The organism is Streptosporangium sp. NPDC000239 (genome assembly GCF_040300765.1).
In the GTDB taxonomy this organism is placed as follows: Bacteria; Actinomycetota; Actinomycetes; order Streptosporangiales; family Streptosporangiaceae; genus Streptosporangium.
Genome location: NZ_JBEPEI010000013.1, coordinates 154,249 through 169,430, shown reverse-complemented (window position 1 = coordinate 169,430; position 15,182 = coordinate 154,249). Strand labels below are relative to the sequence as shown.

Annotated in this window: 16 protein-coding genes and 1 tRNA gene; 11 read left to right on the top strand and 6 right to left on the bottom strand. The window is 69.4% G+C overall.

Annotated features, from left to right (window positions below; all coding sequences use genetic code 11):
- The first annotated feature begins 49 nt into the window (after positions 1-49).
- The 6 genes from ABT340_RS28350 to ABT340_RS28325 all read left to right on the top strand — a co-directional run bounded on the left by ABT340_RS28350 (position 50) and on the right by ABT340_RS28325 (position 4,319).
- Positions 50-122 (top strand) — tRNA-Leu (locus tag ABT340_RS28350).
- A gap of 268 nt (positions 123-390) precedes the next feature.
- The gene (locus ABT340_RS28345; RefSeq protein WP_352013886.1) at positions 391-978 is read left to right on the top strand and encodes a PadR family transcriptional regulator; all 588 of its coding nucleotides are present in this window, start codon (positions 391-393) and stop codon (positions 976-978) included.
- Positions 975-1,931 (top strand): hypothetical protein, encoded by a 957-nt coding sequence (locus tag ABT340_RS28340; RefSeq protein ID WP_352013885.1) that lies wholly within the window; start codon positions 975-977, stop codon positions 1,929-1,931. The genes ABT340_RS28345 and ABT340_RS28340 overlap by 4 nt, the downstream gene beginning before the upstream one ends.
- A 411-nt stretch (positions 1,932-2,342) precedes the next feature.
- Positions 2,343-3,122, top strand: a complete 780-nt coding sequence (locus ABT340_RS28335) for a Bax inhibitor-1/YccA family protein (protein WP_352013884.1) — start codon at positions 2,343-2,345, stop codon at positions 3,120-3,122.
- Positions 3,123-3,592: 470 nt separating this feature from the next.
- Positions 3,593-3,832 carry a DUF4287 domain-containing protein gene (locus ABT340_RS28330; protein WP_390038493.1) on the top strand — a complete coding sequence of 80 codons (240 nt, stop codon included), beginning with the start codon at positions 3,593-3,595 and terminating at the stop codon, positions 3,830-3,832.
- A 76-nt stretch (positions 3,833-3,908) separates the two neighbouring features.
- Positions 3,909-4,319 (top strand): PPOX class F420-dependent oxidoreductase, encoded by a 411-nt coding sequence (locus ABT340_RS28325; RefSeq protein WP_352013883.1) that lies wholly within the window; start codon positions 3,909-3,911, stop codon positions 4,317-4,319.
- 57 nt (positions 4,320-4,376) lie between these two features.
- Here ABT340_RS28325 and ABT340_RS28320 read toward each other — a convergent pair whose 3' ends face one another.
- From ABT340_RS28320 to ABT340_RS28310, 3 genes are all read right to left on the bottom strand, one after another.
- Entirely contained in the window at positions 4,377-5,597 is a 1,221-nt protein-coding gene (locus ABT340_RS28320) for an acetyl-CoA C-acetyltransferase (RefSeq protein WP_352013882.1), read from the bottom strand.
- A 102-nt stretch (positions 5,598-5,699) separates the two neighbouring features.
- Positions 5,700-7,049 (bottom strand): outer membrane protein assembly factor BamB family protein, encoded by a 1,350-nt coding sequence (locus ABT340_RS28315; protein WP_352013881.1) that lies wholly within the window; start codon positions 7,047-7,049, stop codon positions 5,700-5,702.
- Positions 7,050-7,101: 52 nt separating this feature from the next.
- Positions 7,102-8,076, bottom strand: coding sequence for an SGNH/GDSL hydrolase family protein (locus ABT340_RS28310; protein ID WP_352013880.1), 975 nt, complete (start codon positions 8,074-8,076; stop codon positions 7,102-7,104).
- A 136-nt stretch (positions 8,077-8,212) separates the two neighbouring features.
- Here ABT340_RS28310 and ABT340_RS28305 point away from each other — a divergent pair, with 136 nt between their 5' ends.
- A complete protein-coding gene (locus ABT340_RS28305; protein WP_352013879.1) occupies positions 8,213-9,583 on the top strand; it encodes a cystathionine beta-synthase in 1,371 nt (456 codons plus the stop codon).
- Positions 9,584-9,727: 144 nt separating this feature from the next.
- Here the strand turns inward: ABT340_RS28305 and ABT340_RS28300 are convergent, their stop codons facing one another.
- A complete protein-coding gene (locus tag ABT340_RS28300) occupies positions 9,728-10,093 on the bottom strand; it encodes a winged helix-turn-helix transcriptional regulator (protein WP_352013878.1) in 366 nt (121 codons plus the stop codon).
- An 89-nt stretch (positions 10,094-10,182) separates the two neighbouring features.
- Here ABT340_RS28300 and ABT340_RS28295 point away from each other — a divergent pair, with 89 nt between their 5' ends.
- Complete coding sequence (locus tag ABT340_RS28295) at positions 10,183-10,662, top strand: hypothetical protein (protein ID WP_352013877.1); 480 nt, start codon at positions 10,183-10,185, stop codon at positions 10,660-10,662.
- A 144-nt stretch (positions 10,663-10,806) separates the two neighbouring features.
- Here ABT340_RS28295 and ABT340_RS28290 read toward each other — a convergent pair whose 3' ends face one another.
- On the bottom strand, positions 10,807-12,033 hold the full coding sequence (locus tag ABT340_RS28290; RefSeq protein ID WP_352013876.1) for a sensor histidine kinase: 1,227 nt from the start codon (positions 12,031-12,033) through the stop codon (positions 10,807-10,809).
- Between the two features lie 137 nt (positions 12,034-12,170).
- Between ABT340_RS28290 and ABT340_RS28285 the strand changes: the two genes are divergently transcribed.
- Positions 12,171-12,383, top strand: a complete 213-nt coding sequence (locus tag ABT340_RS28285) for a hypothetical protein (RefSeq protein WP_352013875.1) — start codon at positions 12,171-12,173, stop codon at positions 12,381-12,383.
- A gap of 150 nt (positions 12,384-12,533) precedes the next feature.
- On the top strand, positions 12,534-13,673 hold the full coding sequence (locus ABT340_RS28280) for a cystathionine gamma-synthase (RefSeq protein ID WP_352013874.1): 1,140 nt from the start codon (positions 12,534-12,536) through the stop codon (positions 13,671-13,673).
- A gap of 288 nt (positions 13,674-13,961) precedes the next feature.
- Here the strand turns inward: ABT340_RS28280 and ABT340_RS28275 are convergent, their stop codons facing one another.
- Positions 13,962-14,387: a hypothetical protein gene (locus ABT340_RS28275; RefSeq protein WP_352013873.1), complete on the bottom strand. Its 426-nt coding sequence runs from the start codon at positions 14,385-14,387 to the stop codon at positions 13,962-13,964.
- 365 nt (positions 14,388-14,752) lie between these two features.
- Here ABT340_RS28275 and ABT340_RS28270 point away from each other — a divergent pair, with 365 nt between their 5' ends.
- On the top strand, positions 14,753-15,175 hold the full coding sequence (locus ABT340_RS28270; RefSeq protein WP_352013872.1) for a DUF6292 family protein: 423 nt from the start codon (positions 14,753-14,755) through the stop codon (positions 15,173-15,175).
- Positions 15,176-15,182 lie beyond the last annotated feature (7 nt).

The following is a 15,182-nucleotide window of genomic DNA, read 5'->3' as shown; positions in this document are numbered from 1 at the left end:
TACAAAGTTGTGCTCCTCTGATGAGTGGTCAGTTACGTATGATTACGGCGTCCCCGTAGCCCAATGGCAGAGGCAAACCCCTTAAAAGGGTTCGAGTGAGGGTTCGAGTCCCTCCGGGGGCACTCGTAGTGATCCGCGAAGTTCGGCCCGTGACCAGGAAAAATCGGTCACGGGCCGCTCTGTTGTGTGGGAAAACCCCGGGTCGGGGCGTTTCGTGTTGTCCCGTCGTTTGCGCGCCGATCGTATGTGGTCCTGTCGGCCAAATTATGGCGCGGAAATCCCGGTCTTCCAGATCGGCCGGATGTCGTGATCTGTTCAGGGCGTTTTCGGGCGCCGTTGCGGTGCCGTACGGCGCCTCCTATAGTCGGTTCCTGATATCAGGAGGCGACTATGGCTCGAAGTGTGGACAACCCTCTGGCCCTGGGAGTGCTGGGGCTGCTGCTCGAAAGGCCCATGCACCCCTACGAGATGGCCGTCGTGCTGAGGGAACGCGGCAAGGACGCCAGCGTCCGGATCAACCGGGGCTCGCTCTACGACGTGGTCACGGCCCTTGAGGGGGAGGGGTGGATCATCGAGAAGGCCAGGGTCCAGGAGGGCAACAGACCGGCTCGCACGGTCTACGCGATCACCGAGGCGGGCCGGGACGCCTTCGTACGTCGGCTCGACGAGCAGATCCGCGTTCCCCGGCGCGAATATCCCCTCTTCCTCACCGCCGTCGCCTACCTCGGCGCCCTCGGCCCCGAGCGCGCGCGGGCGGCGCTGCTGGAGCGGGCCGAACGGCTGCGCGCCGCCATGGCCGAGGACCGGCGGGCCCTCGACGACGCGCTGGCCTCGGGACAGGTGCCCCGCCTGTTCGTCATCGAGGCCGAATACGCCCTGCACATGACCCGTGGCGAACTCGACTGGGTCACCGGCGCCGCGGAGGAGATCCGCACAGGAAGCCTGACCTGGCCCGACGACCGAAAGGACCTCACATGACATCGGACGGCCTTCTCTTCGGGATCTACCCCGGCGGAGCGGCCGGCGACGAGAACGGCGGCGTGCTCCAGGGGCCTCCGGACGACCCGAGACGGATCACCGAGGCGCTCACCCACCTGCGCCCTGACGGCGGGCCCTTCCTGGTCCGCGGCTACGTCAGCTTCGCCGATCCCGGAGATGTCTACCCGCAGGCCCCCGAGCGCGTCGAACGGTACGCCACCGGCGGGCGCGCACTCGACCTGGTCGCGCAGTACCGCTCGCACAGCGGCGACGTCGCGGGCTACGTCGCCTTCGTCCGTGACCTCGTCCGCCGTCACGGGACGCGTGTCGCGACCCTCCAGGTGACGGAGGAGCCGAACCTGCCGCTGTACGACGGAGGCCACCCCCGGGTGCTCGAAGCCCTCGTCGAGGGCGTCGTCGCGGCCAAGGAGGAGGCGCGCCTGCTGGGCCTGGACCACCTCAGGGTCGGGTTCAACACCACGCCCCTTTTCGGCCCCGCCGAGGGCTTCGTCGCCGCGCTCACCGCCGACGGCGGACGGCGCTTCGTCGAGGCCGTCGACTACGTCGGCCTCGACTTCTTCCCCGACGTCTTCCAGCCCGCCCCGGCGGACGGCCTGGCGGAGGCCGTCGCGGGACTGCTCGGCCACCACCGCGACCGGTGCCTCACCCCGGCGGGCATCGACGAGTCGGTCCCCCTGTGGATCACCGAGAACGGCTGGCCGACCGGTCCTGACCGGAGTCCACAGCGACAGGCCGAGGTCCTGGAGACGATCGTCACGGCGATCGCGGACCACCGCACTCGGCTCAACATCGGCGGCTACACCCATTTCGCCCTGCGGGATGCCGACAGTGCGAAACCCGGTCTGTTCCACCGGTTCGGCCTTCTCGGTGACGACTACCGGCCTAAACCCGCGTTCGACACTTATCGGCGACTCGTCGAGCGCTTCGGTTGATGGAGCGGAACACGCTTTCGACGGTGCACGGTTGTTTTCCCCGCTGTGACCGTGTCGTTTTCCTTACCGGAGACACCGGGTGGGGAAAACAACGCGACAAATCCACGGACGGCCGGTTTCCGGAAGCGACCGGCCGATTCCGGGAAGCGTTTCCCGCCCCCCGCTCCGGTCGTTTCCATTGACCCACCGGCCCCTTCCCGGGCCTCCCGGCGGGGGAGGGGGCCTGGCGTGGACCCGGCGGGCGGGCCATGATGCCTCCGTAGGGCCGGGAACCCGGCGCTGCGGCCGTTCGTTGGAATCCTCGGCGGTAGCCGTACGGTCACTTGACCCTAAAACGGACAACAACACGATACGGCCGTGTGACAACCGATCTATACGCCGATCGCGTAGGTCGCAGCGTGGAGGCTAGCGATGGAAAGCAAGAATCCTGTGTTCAGCAGGCAGGCGCCCGGGAGCCAGCAGGCCTGGGGCACCCCGACCCCCGAGCAGCTCAGGGGAATGTATGACGCGCCCTCCTACGCGCCGCCCGCGCAACGGAGGATGACCATCGACGACGTGGTCGTGCGCGGTTTCATCACCTTGGGCACGCTGGTCGTCTCCGCCGCGCTCGCCTGGGCGCTCAACCTCGGAAGACCCGCACTGATCATCGGCGTGCTCGCCGGCCTGGTGCTCGCGTTGATCGTCTCGTTCAGGCAGAGCACCAACCCGGTGCTGATCCTCGGCTACGCGGTCTCCTACGGCGTCGCCATCGGTGTGATCAGCCACGCCTACAACGACCTGTACAACGGTGTCGTCTTCCAGGCGGTCGTCGGTACGGCACTGGCCTTCGGCGCCATGCTGGCGGTCTACACGCTGCGCATCGTCCGGGTGACGCCGAAGTTCACCAAGTTCGTCGTGGCGGCCTTGATCAGCCTCATGGGTCTCATGCTCGTCAACTGGCTGGCGACCTTCTTCATCGAGGACGGCATCGGCATCCGCTCCGGCGGCCCGCTGTCCTACGTCTTCAGCATCGCGGCGATCCTGGTCGGCTGCTTCTTCCTGCTCCTCGACTTCGACTCGGTCGAGCAGGGCATCCGCGCCGGAGCCCCGGCGAAGTACTCCTGGCTGATGGCCTTCGGCCTGACGGTCACCCTGGTCTGGATCTACCTGGAGATCCTCCGCTTCGTCAGCTACTTCACCAGTAATGACTAGCTGCCCGACCACCCCGAACACCCCGCGCCACCCCCGGTGACGCGGGGTGTTCGCTTTCCACCCCCACTCACCCCCGACGCCGTGCGTGAGAACTTCACCGACGCCAAGCGTGAAGGGTTCGCTCGTGCCCTTACCGGTGCCAAGCGTGAGGGCTTTGCCTGTGCCTTACCGGCGCCGTGCGTGAGGAGTTTCGGCTTGTGCGCCGTCGGTGCTTGGACTGAGGAACGCAGGAGCGAAGCGACGGAGTGACGAGGGAAAGCGCCGACTCGGAGGCGCCCAAGCCCGCGACGCCGCCAGGCGGAGCAAGGAGACACAGCCCGCGACGCCGAAGGCGGCGCAAAGAGGCGCTGTCCGCGACACCGAAGGTGACGCAAAGAGACGACAAGGCGACGAAGAATGATGGATGGGCAGGTCCGCAGGGCTTGCTATCTGGGGACACGTGAGGCACTGTCAAGCAAAGGAGCCTATCCGTGGAGGTGCCCATGTCGTTGAGCCACTCACTGGAGACGCAGAGCAAGCTGATCGCTAGAGTCACGGATATCACCGGCCGCGCACTCCCAGAGTGGTTCCAAGCCATCGACAACGGCCCGTCCTTCCTGCGCTGCGAGGAGCGGGCCAACTGGCTCGCCCAGGAGCACGGGCTGTCCCACGGCTACGCCGCTGCCATCGTGCGTGAGCACGAACGTCGCCGCCACAGCCGTCGTATGTAAGTTATCCGTCTTCCGCGAGCCCGCGCCTCCCATCGGGGGGTGCGGGCTTCTGTGCGCCCGGTCCATGATGGGGATCATGGATCTCGACAAGGCACGTGACTTCATCCGCGCCAACCACCGTGCGGTTCTGCTGACCAAGCACGCCGACGGACGTCCGCAGCTCTCCCCGGTGACGGTCGGGCTGGACGCCGAGGGGCGCGCGATCGTCAGTAGCAGGGAGACCGCCGCCAAGGTTCGCAACCTTCGCAGGGACCCGCGGGCCACGCTCTGCGTGATGAACGACTCCTTCTACGGTGACTGGATCCAGATCGAAGGGGAGACGGAGGTCCTCTCGCTGCCTGAGGCGATGGAACCGCTGGTCGGCTACTACCGGGACATCTCCGGCGAGCACCCCGACTGGGACGACTACCGGGCCGCCATGGAGCGGGACCGGCGGGTCCTGCTGCGCGTCACCATCACCCGCGCGGGCCCCGACATCCACGGCTGAGACGCCGCCGCGTCGTACCCACCCGTGTCGCAGGGGTACGGCGCGGCGTTTCCCGGCTCAGCTGAGGCGTTCCAGGATCATGGCCATGCCCTGGCCACCGCCGACGCACATGGTCTCCAGGCCGATCGTCCTGTCGTGGAAGCGCAGGCTGTTGACCAGGGTCGAGGTGATGCGGGCTCCGGTCATGCCGAAGGGGTGTCCGACCGCGATGGCGCCGCCGTTGACGTTGAGCCGGTCGAGGTCGACGCCGAGGTCGCGGTAGGACGGGATGACCTGGGCCGCGAAGGCCTCGTTGATCTCGACGAGGTCCACGTCGCCGATGGCCATGCCCGCCCTGGACAGTGCCTGCCGGGAGGCCTCGACCGGCCCGATCCCCATGATCTCGGGGGACAGGCCGGTCACACCGGTCGAGACGATCCTGGCCAGCGGAGTGATGCCCAGTTCCGCGGCCCTGACGTCGCTCATCACGATCACCGCGGCCGCGCCGTCGTTCAGCGGGCAGCAGTTTCCCGCCGTGACGGTCCCGTCGGGCCGGAAGACCGGCTTGAGCTGGGAGACGGCCTCGTAGGTCGTCCCCTGGCGGGGGCCGTCGTCCCTGGTCACCACGGTGCCGTCCGGCAGGGTCACCGGGGTGATGTCGCTCTCCCAGAAGCCGTTGGCGATGGCCTCCTCGGCGAGGTTCTGCGACCGGACACCGAACTCGTCCTGTTCCCGGCGTGAGACGCCCCTGAGCGCGGCGACGTTCTCCGCGGTCTGGCCCATGGCGATGTAGGCGTCGGGCAGCTCGCCGTCCTCACGGGGGTCGTGCCAGACCTCGCCACCGCCTTCGGCGGCCCGCGCCGTACGGCTGCGCGCCTCGGCGAACAGTGCGTTCTCGGTCTCGGGCAGCGAGTCGGAGCTGCCCTTGACGAACCGGGAGACGCACTCGACGCCCGCCGAGACGAAGACGTCGCCCTCGCCCGCCCTGATCGCGTGCAGGGCCATCCTCGTGGTCTGCAGGGACGACGAGCAGTAGCGGGTGACGGTCGTGCCGGGCACGCCGTCGAGTCCGAGCAGGGTGGCGACCACCCGGCCCATGTTGAACCCCTGCTCGCCGCCGGGCAGGCCGCAGCCCAGCATCAGGTCGTCGATGGTCGTGGGGTCGAGCTGGGGCACCTTGGCCAGGGCGGCCCTGACGATCTGGACGGTCAGGTCGTCAGGGCGGATGTCCTTGAGCGATCCCTTGAAGGCGCGTCCGATGGGCGAGCGCGCGGTCGCGACGATGACTGCCTCGGGCATGGGGCTCTCCTGGGTTGTCGGGCACTCCTGAGCGGAGGCTACTCCCCGGTAGGGCGAAGGTCGCGAGGGGGTCGGCCCGGAACAGAACTTTGTACGGGGGCGTCAGCCGTACATGCCGGGGGCGGTCGGGGTGCCGTCCTTGACGCCGTGCAGCCCGCCCAGCTCGTCGCGCCATATCCGCCAGCCCCCCTGGCTGCCGGTGAACCACGCGGGCGGAGCCTCGGAGCCGTTCGTCCTCTTGCCGCTGGCCAGGTCGAACTCGCACAGGGAGGCCACCGGGTAGAAACCCGCCGCCTGGTGCTTCAGGGGGAGCGGCCTGGGGTCGGTGACGCAGAAGGACCAGCCGCGTTGGTCCCTGATCTCGGTGCCGCGGCCCGTGGCCAGGTCGAAGGCGCTGCCCTGCCGGCCGTGCTTGAGGAAGCCGAGGGTGTCCATCCGGTCGGGGAAGGCCAGCCACCAGCCGGAACCGGGGATCTGGGCCGCGGAGATCTGACCCAGGACCCGCCCGTTGCTCGCGTCGAGCCTGGCGAACCCGCCGTACTGGCCCCGTGGGTCGACGGGGCGCACGACGGGGGCCAGGCCGGGGCTGCCGCTGGGGTAGACCCGCACCACGGAGGGACGCAGCCAGTTGACCGTGCCGTCGGTGAGCTTGACGGAGAACAGGCCGAAGGCGGAGACCCGTTTCTTCGAGGGACCGGTGTAGGGGGCGACGTAGCCGACGAGGTCGTCGGCCGTCGAGCCGAAGGCCCACCCGCCGGACAGGTCGACCCCGGGGCCGAGCGCCTCCTCGACGGGCAGCCGCCACGGACGCCTGCCCGAGGCCAGGTCGTAGGCCTCAAGGACGGGGTGACGGGCCATGCGCAGGAGCACGGCGTGGGAGGCGCCGGACCACTCGACCTCGGCGATGCCGGGCAACTGCCACATCGGCTTGCCGGTCTCCGGGGCCAGCACGGACATCCGGGCCTTGGACAGGGCGGTGTCCTCTGAGACGCACACGAACGCCCCGCAGCGCTGCGGCCCGAAGGTCGAGTGCAGCGGGCGTGTCCACAGCCGGTTGCCGGTGCGCGCGTCACGGCCGACAAGGGCGGCGTTCCAACGACCCTGGCGGACAGGGTCGACCGTGACCGCGACGAGCCGTCCGCCGGAGGACTGGACGATCGCCGGGGCGGGGACGCCCATGCCCGGCAGCCGACCGGCCATGGTCGCAGGGTGCGCCCACAGCTTTCTGCCCGTGGCCAGATCGAGGGCGACCGTCTCCAGCGTGCCGTCCGCCCTCATGGAGGTCGTCATGGCGACACCTGCGGCTGAGGTGGTACGGCTCACCGCGTTCACTTCGCCGTTGTGCCAGGTCGGATGGGCGGGAACGGCCGCCTCGCTGCCGGAACAGCCGGTCAGGGCGAGCACTCCGGCGAGGACCGCAGCCTTCTTCACGTGGGGCCGGATCACGGGCATTGCACTCCAAAAAGGCGAGACGTAACGGCCTCACCGCGGAGAGTGACCGTGGTCAGGCGTCGTTGGGCAGCACCCCGTGCCTCCGGCGGAGCAGTGTCGCCCACCGTCCGTGGGGTCCGGTTGCTCGGCCGGCGACGCGAGTCGCGGAGACTTCGGCGCCGGGTTCCTCCGCGGCCTTGGCCGCCACGAGGTAGATCGACCCACCGCGTTCGGAGCGCGGCTCCGGCCACAGTCCAAGCGCGGTGCACACAGACGGTAGCACCGCGTAAGCAACCTGTAGATAACCTTGAACAGATGGGTGGAAACGATCGGGTCCGAACATCTCGTCCGGGTTTGCGGAGAATTCACCGCCAAGCAGGTCGGCGAAGGCGACCGTACGGGCACCCGCCTCGACCACGGCCACGGTCTGCGCCGCGGCGAGCTGACGGCTCCAGCGCCGGGTCACCCAGCGCAGCGGCTGCGCGATCGGCCTGACCGTCCCCAGGTCGGGGCAGGTGCCGACGACGACCTCCGCCCCCGCCTCACGCAGCCGCCGCACCGCCTTCTGCAGGTGCCGCACGGCGTGGGTGGGCTTGGTCTGGGTGGTGACGTCGTTCGCGCCGACGAAGATCACCGCGATCTCGGGGGAGGCTTCGAGCGCCAGGTCGGTCTGGTCGTCCAGATCCGCCGAGACCGCGCCGGACCTGCCGACCACGGTCAGCCGTACCGGACGCTCGGCCACCGCGGCCAGCCCCGTGGCGATCAACACGCCCGGGGTCTGCGCCGCCTCGGAGGTGCCTAGACCGACCGAGGTCGAATCACCCAGCATGACCATCCGGACCGGCTCACCGGCGAAGTCACCGTAAACCCCGTCGGAGGGCGGCCCCTCCATGCCGTGCGGGCGGCCGACGATGCGCCGGGCCAGCAGGGCCTCGCCCATCAGCAGGCCGTACGTGACCGCGCCGAGCGCGGTGAGCCCTCCTCCGCCGACGGCCGCGGCGGCGGCGATACGACGGGCGGCCCGAGCCGCCCCCGGTGTCCAGATCACCTGGCGTTGCCCCTTCGGTACCCCACGACGGGTAGCGTTGCCTTGAACCTAGCCGAGAGTCCCACCAACCCCCTTGGGGGCACGGCGTTCAGCACAACAAGCCGACCTGGCTCTGTATTTCGAGGTGATCGTCGCGATGCGTGTGTATGACTCGCTTGTGGAACTGATGGGAAACACGCCGCTTGTCCGGCTGCGGAAGGTGACCGCCGGGGTGTCCGCCCAGGTGCTCGCCAAGGTGGAGTACTTCAATCCCGGCGGCTCGGTGAAGGACCGGATCGCGGTGCGCATGATCGACGCGGCGGAGCGGTCGGGCGCGCTGGTGCCCGGCGGCACGATCGTCGAACCCACCTCCGGCAACACCGGCATCGGCCTGGCCATGGTGGCGCAGCAGCGCGGCTACCGCTGCCTGTTCGTCGTGCCGGACAAGGTCGCCCAGGACAAGATCGCGGTACTGCGCGCCTACGGGGCCGAGGTCGTGGTCTGCCCGACGGCGGTCTCCCCGGACCACCCGGACTCCTACTACTCGGTCTCCGACCGGCTGGCCAGGGAGACGCCGAACGCCTGGAAGCCCGACCAGTACTCCAACCCCGGCAACCCCGAGAGCCACTACCACTCGACCGGGCCGGAGATCTGGGAGCAGACGGAGGGGCGGATCACCCACTTCGTCGCGGGCATCGGTACCGGCGGCACGATCAGCGGCACCGGACGCTACCTCAAGGAGGTCTCCGGCGGCCGGGTCAAGATCATCGGAGCCGACCCCGAGGGGTCCGTCTACTCGGGCGGCACCGGCAGGCCGTACCTCGTTGAGGGCGTCGGAGAGGACATCTGGCCCTCCACCTACGACACCACGATCTGCGACGAGGTCATCGCGGTCTCCGACAAGGACTCCTTCGGCATGACGCGCCGTCTGGCCCGTGAGGAGGCGCTCCTGGTCGGCGGCTCCTGCGGGATGGCGACGGTCGCGGCGCTGCGGGTCGCCAGGCAGGCCGGCCCCGAGGACGTGGTCGTCGTGCTGCTGCCCGACGGCGGCCGGGGCTACCTGTCGAAGATCTTCAACGACGAGTGGATGGCCGACTACGGCTTCCTGACCACCTCCTCGGAGGAGGGCCTGGTCAGGGACGTGCTGGTCCGCAAGGGCGCGGGCATGCCCGAGTTCGTGCACACCCACCCACACGAGTCGGTCGACACGGCCATCGCGATCATGCGGGAGTACGGCGTCTCGCAGCTGCCGGTGATGAAGGAGGAGCCGCCGGTCATGGCCGCCGAGGTCGTGGGCTCGATCGTGGAACGCGACCTGCTCGAAGCCCTCTACCGGGGCCGCGTACGGCCGACCGACCCACTGGCCGAGCACATGTCCCAGCCCCTGCCCATGATCGGCGCGGGAGAGCCGGTCTCCATCGCGATAGAGGCCCTGGAGAAGGCCGACGCCGCCGTGGTCCTGGACGACGGCAAGCCCGTTGGCCTGGTGACCCGCCAGGACCTGCTGGCGTTCCTGGTCAACAACTAGTCGTGCTCCCCTTTCCCTCGCGGCGCCTTCGACGCCGCGAGGGCCTGGGCGCCGCGGGTCCATGCCTCCCTCGGTCCGGGCTGTGGGTGATCATCGAGCCGTCGTCGCAGGCCGGACCGGCTTCCGCGACGGACCCGCAGCCCGTCACGATGTGGTGGGCTCGCCGGTGAGGCGGTCCTGGTTGTCGGCGGCCCACTGCGCGAGGTGCGCCAGAGGGCCGTTCGCGAACGATTCGCCCAGTGCGGAGAGCCGGTAGACCGCGCCTGCGGGCGCTGACGCCTGGTTGGCGCCGCCGTCCCTCACGACGAGCCCGCGCGCTCGCAGACGGCGCGGCGTCCGGGTCAGGACCTTGTCGCCGGCTCCCGCGATCCTCGTGAGCAGTTCCCTGCGCCGTGTCGGTCCCATGCGCAGGGCCGAGATCACGACGGGGTCCCACACGTGGCCGACCGGTTCGGCCGCTGCGCGCACCCGGCAGTCGGAGACGAACGTCCGACAGGGCCCGTCCAGCACGAGGACCCGGGTCGGGGTCGTCGGAGGAAAACGGCTCCGTTGAGAACCTTCGCCACCGTTTCGTAGTCGAACAGAGCATGATGAAGACGATGATCGGGGCATCGCTCCTCGCCGGTTCACTGCTGGTCGTCGGCACCACCGTGGCCGACGCCCAGACGAGGCCCACACTGGGCCCCTACGGTTACGGTGCCGTCAAGCTCGGTATGACCGTCACGCAGGCCAAGAAGACAGGGGGCGTCGTCAAGAAGCTGTCCGGCGACGGCGGCTGCTCCGGCTGGGACCTGAAGGACTTCCCCACTCCCAAGGACTCGGTCGGCGTCTTCATCTCGCCGAAGGTGGGACTGGCCGCCATCTTCGCCGCGAAGGGCATGAGGACTCCGGAAGGCGTCGGGATCGGCTCCACCGCCAAGCAGATGAAGACCGCCTATCCGCACATCAGGAAAGACGTCCACGACTTTTATGTGATCACGGTTCCCGGAAACAAGAAGGCCTACTACACCTTCGGCGTCACGCGCGGCAAGGTCACCGAGTACGGCATCGCGCTCAACAAGCAGGACTGTTTCAACTGAGCGGCGTGACGTCGCGGGCCGAGGCGGAGGGACGCCCAGCCCGCTGTCGGCGCCGTGGGGCGAAGCCCTGGACGCTCCCTCGCCGTCACAGGTGATCGAGGTCAGCCGAAGGCGGCGCGAAGGGGCGCGGCCTTCGGAGCCCCGCTAGGCGCCGCCAAGGGACACGGGAAAGCCCGCCACCACTTCCCAGGCCCCCGTGTAGGTGTGGCCCGCGGTCAGGCGGCCGCCCAGGGCCTCCACACGTTCGGACATGCCGACCAGACCGAATCCGCCGCCGAGGCGGGAGATCTTGGCGTCGGTCGCCGAGCCGTAGTTGCGTACGCGCAGCCACACCCAGTGTGTTCCCTGGTGCTGCTCCCTCCTGGGAGGGCCGGGGGGAGGCCCGGCGGAGGGCCCGTTTGGGGGGCCGCCGAGCCGTAGGTCGGCCTCGACCCAGCCGGTGCCCGGGGCGTGCCTGCGCACGTTGGTGAGGGCTTCCTGCAGGACCCGGTGGAGGGTGGTCAGCACCTCGGGGGCCATGGTCTCGTCGTTGATGCCCTGGCCGATGTCGAAGGCGACCTGGGGGCCGCCCGCGGAGAACCGTTCGACCAGGGTGCGCATGTCCATGAGCGTGCTGCCGGGGGAGCGGGCGGCCCCGTCCTGGGCGCGCAGCACGCTGACCAGGCGGCGCATGGAGGTCAGCGCGTCGGCGCCCGCCCCGGCTATCGCGTCGAGCGCGGGGACGACGGCCTCGGGCTTGTGCTCGGCCACGATCTTGGCGGCCTGGGCCTGGACGACGATTCCGGTGATGTGGTGGGCGACCAGGTCGTGCAGTTCCCTGGCGAGTTCGAGGCGTTCGGCGCGCCGTACCGAGTTGACGGCCTCCTTGCGGCGTTCGAGCTGGAAGCGCAGGTAGGCGCCCACCCCGGCGGCGATCGACCAGCCGACGAAGACGAGGAAGCCGACGGCCAGGGACGGGGTGTCCTCGCGCAGCCGTCCGGCGGCGCTCTCCAGCACGACGACGGACGCGATGGAGAACATCGCGGCCCTGCTGATGGGTTCGATCCAGCGCAGTCCCGCGATGGTGAGGATCAGCAGTGACCCGGTCTCGGCGAAGGAGGGCAGCCCGCTGACGTGGCTGGAGCCGATGATCAGGGTGGTGACGAACGACGCGACGAGCAGGGTGGCGTATCCGCTGATCCTGTGGGTACGGCGCAGCAGCACCGCCAGGACGCCGATGGCGCCGCAGACCGGGCCGAGCCAGACCACGGGGTTGTCGGGGCGGGTGAGCACGACCATCACGTCGAGCAGCAACAGCAGGGTGAGCCAGCCGATCAGAGCGATCTCGCTGAGCCGTTGGATCCAGTAGACGATGCGATGTGTCTCCCCCACGGCCACTGAGCCTAAGACTCTTGGCCAAATCGGACATCAGCCATTCGGTGGAGCGGCCTCATGGGGAACCGGTCCTTCAGCGGAGGCGCCCGCCGGGGTCGGCGGCCGATGCTTGAGGAGTCGAAGGGGGGACGGAGATGACCGTCATCGGAGTCCTGGTACTGATCGTTGGGTTCGTGGTCGCGCTGGCTCTGGCGCTGGCGGACCCGGTGGTTCTCTCGCGCATCAACGGCCAGGGCGGCGAGGGCGCCAGCGGCCGTCACATCAAGGTGCCGCCGGTCGAGGCGGGGGGTGAGGTCGTGTGGCTGCCGGGGCGTCACACGGCCGGCAGCGGGCACCGGGCCGCCTGACGGCGAATCCGCCGAAGGGGCTTCGCGGTGTGCCCGTGGCGGCTCCACCTGGGGGTACGGCCAGGCGGACCGGGTCGTCGGGGGACGGTCCGGCACGCCTGGCCGGGTGGACGCGACATGTGCCCGCCCGGGTGCGAGTAGCGTTGCCCTATGACTGAAGGATTCGAAACTCTGGCCATCCACGCAGGTCAGGAGCCGGACCCGTATACGGGGGCCGTCGTTCCGCCGATCTACGCGGTGTCCACGTACAAGCAGGACGGTGTCGGCGGTCTGCGCGCCGGATACGAGTACAGCCGTTCGGCCAACCCGACCAGGACCGCCCTTGAGGAGGCCGTCGCCGCGGTCGAGGGCGGCGCGCGAGGTCTTGCCTTCGCCTCCGGTCTGGCGGCCGAGGACACGCTGCTGCGCACGGTGTGCAGGCCGAGTGACCACGTTCTCATCCCGAACGACGCCTACGGCGGCACCTACCGGCTGTTCTCCAAGGTGAACCGGCCGTGGGACCTGCACTACGACCCGGTGGCCCTGGGCGACCTCGACGCGGTCGCCGCCGCCATGACGCCGAAGACCAGGATCGTCTGGGTCGAGACGCCGACGAACCCGCTGCTCGGCATCGCCGACATCGCGGCGCTGGCCGAACTGGCGCACGACAACGGCGCGCTGCTCGTGGTGGACAACACCTTCGCCTCGCCGTACCTGCAGCAGCCGCTGGCGCTCGGCGCGGACGTCGTCGTCCACTCGACCACGAAGTATGTCGGCGGGCACTCCGACGTGGTCGGTGGCGCGCTCGTCACGGCCGACGCCGAACTGGGCGAAAGGCTCGCCTTCCACCAGAACGCCATGGGCGCGGTCGCCGGGCCGTTCGACGCGTGGCTGACGCTGCGCGGGCTCAAGACGCTCGCGGTGCGGATGGAACGACACTGCGACAACGCCGAGCGGGTCGCCGACCTGCTGCTCGCCCACCCGAGGGTCTCCTCGGTGCTCTATCCCGGTCTGCCGGACCACCCGGGGCACGAGACCGCGGCCAAGCAGATGCGGCGCTTCGGGGGCATGGTCTCGTTCCGGGTCGCGGGGGGCGAGGCGGAGGCGGTCGAGATCTGCAACCGGACCAAGCTCTTCACGCTCGGTGAGTCCCTGGGCGGTGTCGAGTCGCTGATCGAGCACCCGGGGCGGATGACACACGCCTCGGCGGCCGGGTCGCCGCTTGAGGTGCCCGCGGACCTGGTCCGCCTGTCCGTCGGCATCGAGTCGGTCGACGACCTGCTCGCCGATCTCAGCCGGGCGCTGGGCTGAGGCCGGGCGCTGGGCTGAGGCTGAACGGCTGGGTCGAGGCCGGGCCGGGCGTGCCCCTTCCGCCCGGCTTCGTGTGCTCTGCCGCCTGTTCCCGTGCGTTCCGGTGAACCGCCCCGGCACGGGAAAAGGGGAATGGCAGTGAATCGGAAACTCCCTGCCGGAAAAGGCGCTTTTCATGGTGTTCCGGAAAAGATCCTTTCCTGGCTGACGGCCGGGCGGAGATGATCTCGTGCCCGCCGTCCTCCGGGTCGGCCGTCTCCGCCGCCGTCAGAGGTCTCCGGTCCGTCCTCAGGCGGGGCTGCCCCAGACCATCAGCACCAGGATGACCAGCCAGATCAGGGCGATCACCCCGGAGAAGGCGGCGATCCGCCCGCGCTGGGCCTTCGCGTCGTCGGTCGAGGGCTCGGCGCTGAGCAGTTTGATGGCGGAGGCCTGGTCGCGGTCCACGATGACCAGGAGGGCCGCGGCGACGATGAACAGCGTCATGGAGACCGACAGGTAGGGCCTGCCGAGATACTCGCGGCCGAGCAGCAGGCCGGCGACGAAGACGCCGATCGCGCCGATGGCGTAGATCCGGGTGGTCCTGTGCAGGTAGCGCAGGACGCTGAGGTCCCTGGAGCGGATGAACTTCGGCGTGGACATCGTCACCGCGGTGAGCGGTCCGAGCGTGAAGATCGCGAAGCCGATGTGCAGCCAGAGCAGCAGTTGGGTCATGAACCAGACATTAGCCCTCGGTGATCTCGGTCAGGGAAGGCACGCCCTGGGAAGCCGGCGGCCGCGGTCCTGGATCACACATGGTCAGAGGGCGGGGCTTCAGGGAGGGGCTCAGGTCGGAAGCGGGGGCTCCGCCGGAACCGGCGCCCCAAGTTTGCGGACAGAACATCACAATTTGGATAATCCGCATTTATGGTGATGTGCGATGGTAGATCTTCTTATTAATGCGCTAAGCATCCCATTGAAGTGAGTAGGATCACCGATGGGTTCGCTCTTGGGCGCCGAGGCCGTCGGCAACGAGATCACGGCCGTGCCGGGCGAGCAGTCAACCAGATCATGCACGACGGCACAAGGGAGTGCCCCCTGTGGGTGTGAGACATGTGGAGCCGTACACCGAGGAGTGGCGCAGCCAGCCGTCCTCCTACGTGAGCCGCGTCGTCGAGGCGCTGGGCGTCCAGGCCACCGGCTGGTGGGCGGGGCCCTGCGACCCGAGGGCCGCCACGATCCTGCTGACCGGCGGCGACGCCCTGGTGTGGGACGAGGAGAGCGGCTGGTGCCGGGGCCGCTACGTGTCCGGCGACCGTGAGCGCTGCACCGTCCTGGCCGACCCCCGCTATCTCGGCGGAGGCCTGCTGCCCAGCCCCGAACGGGTTCCCGCCGCGGTCGAGGACGCCCGCGCCGGAGTCGGCAACAGTACGGCCTGGCGGCCCTGCTACCGGTCGTACCGCCACTACCACGACGGCTTCGACCTCGCGCTCAACCACTACCTCGCCTACGCCGACGCCTGACAGGCCC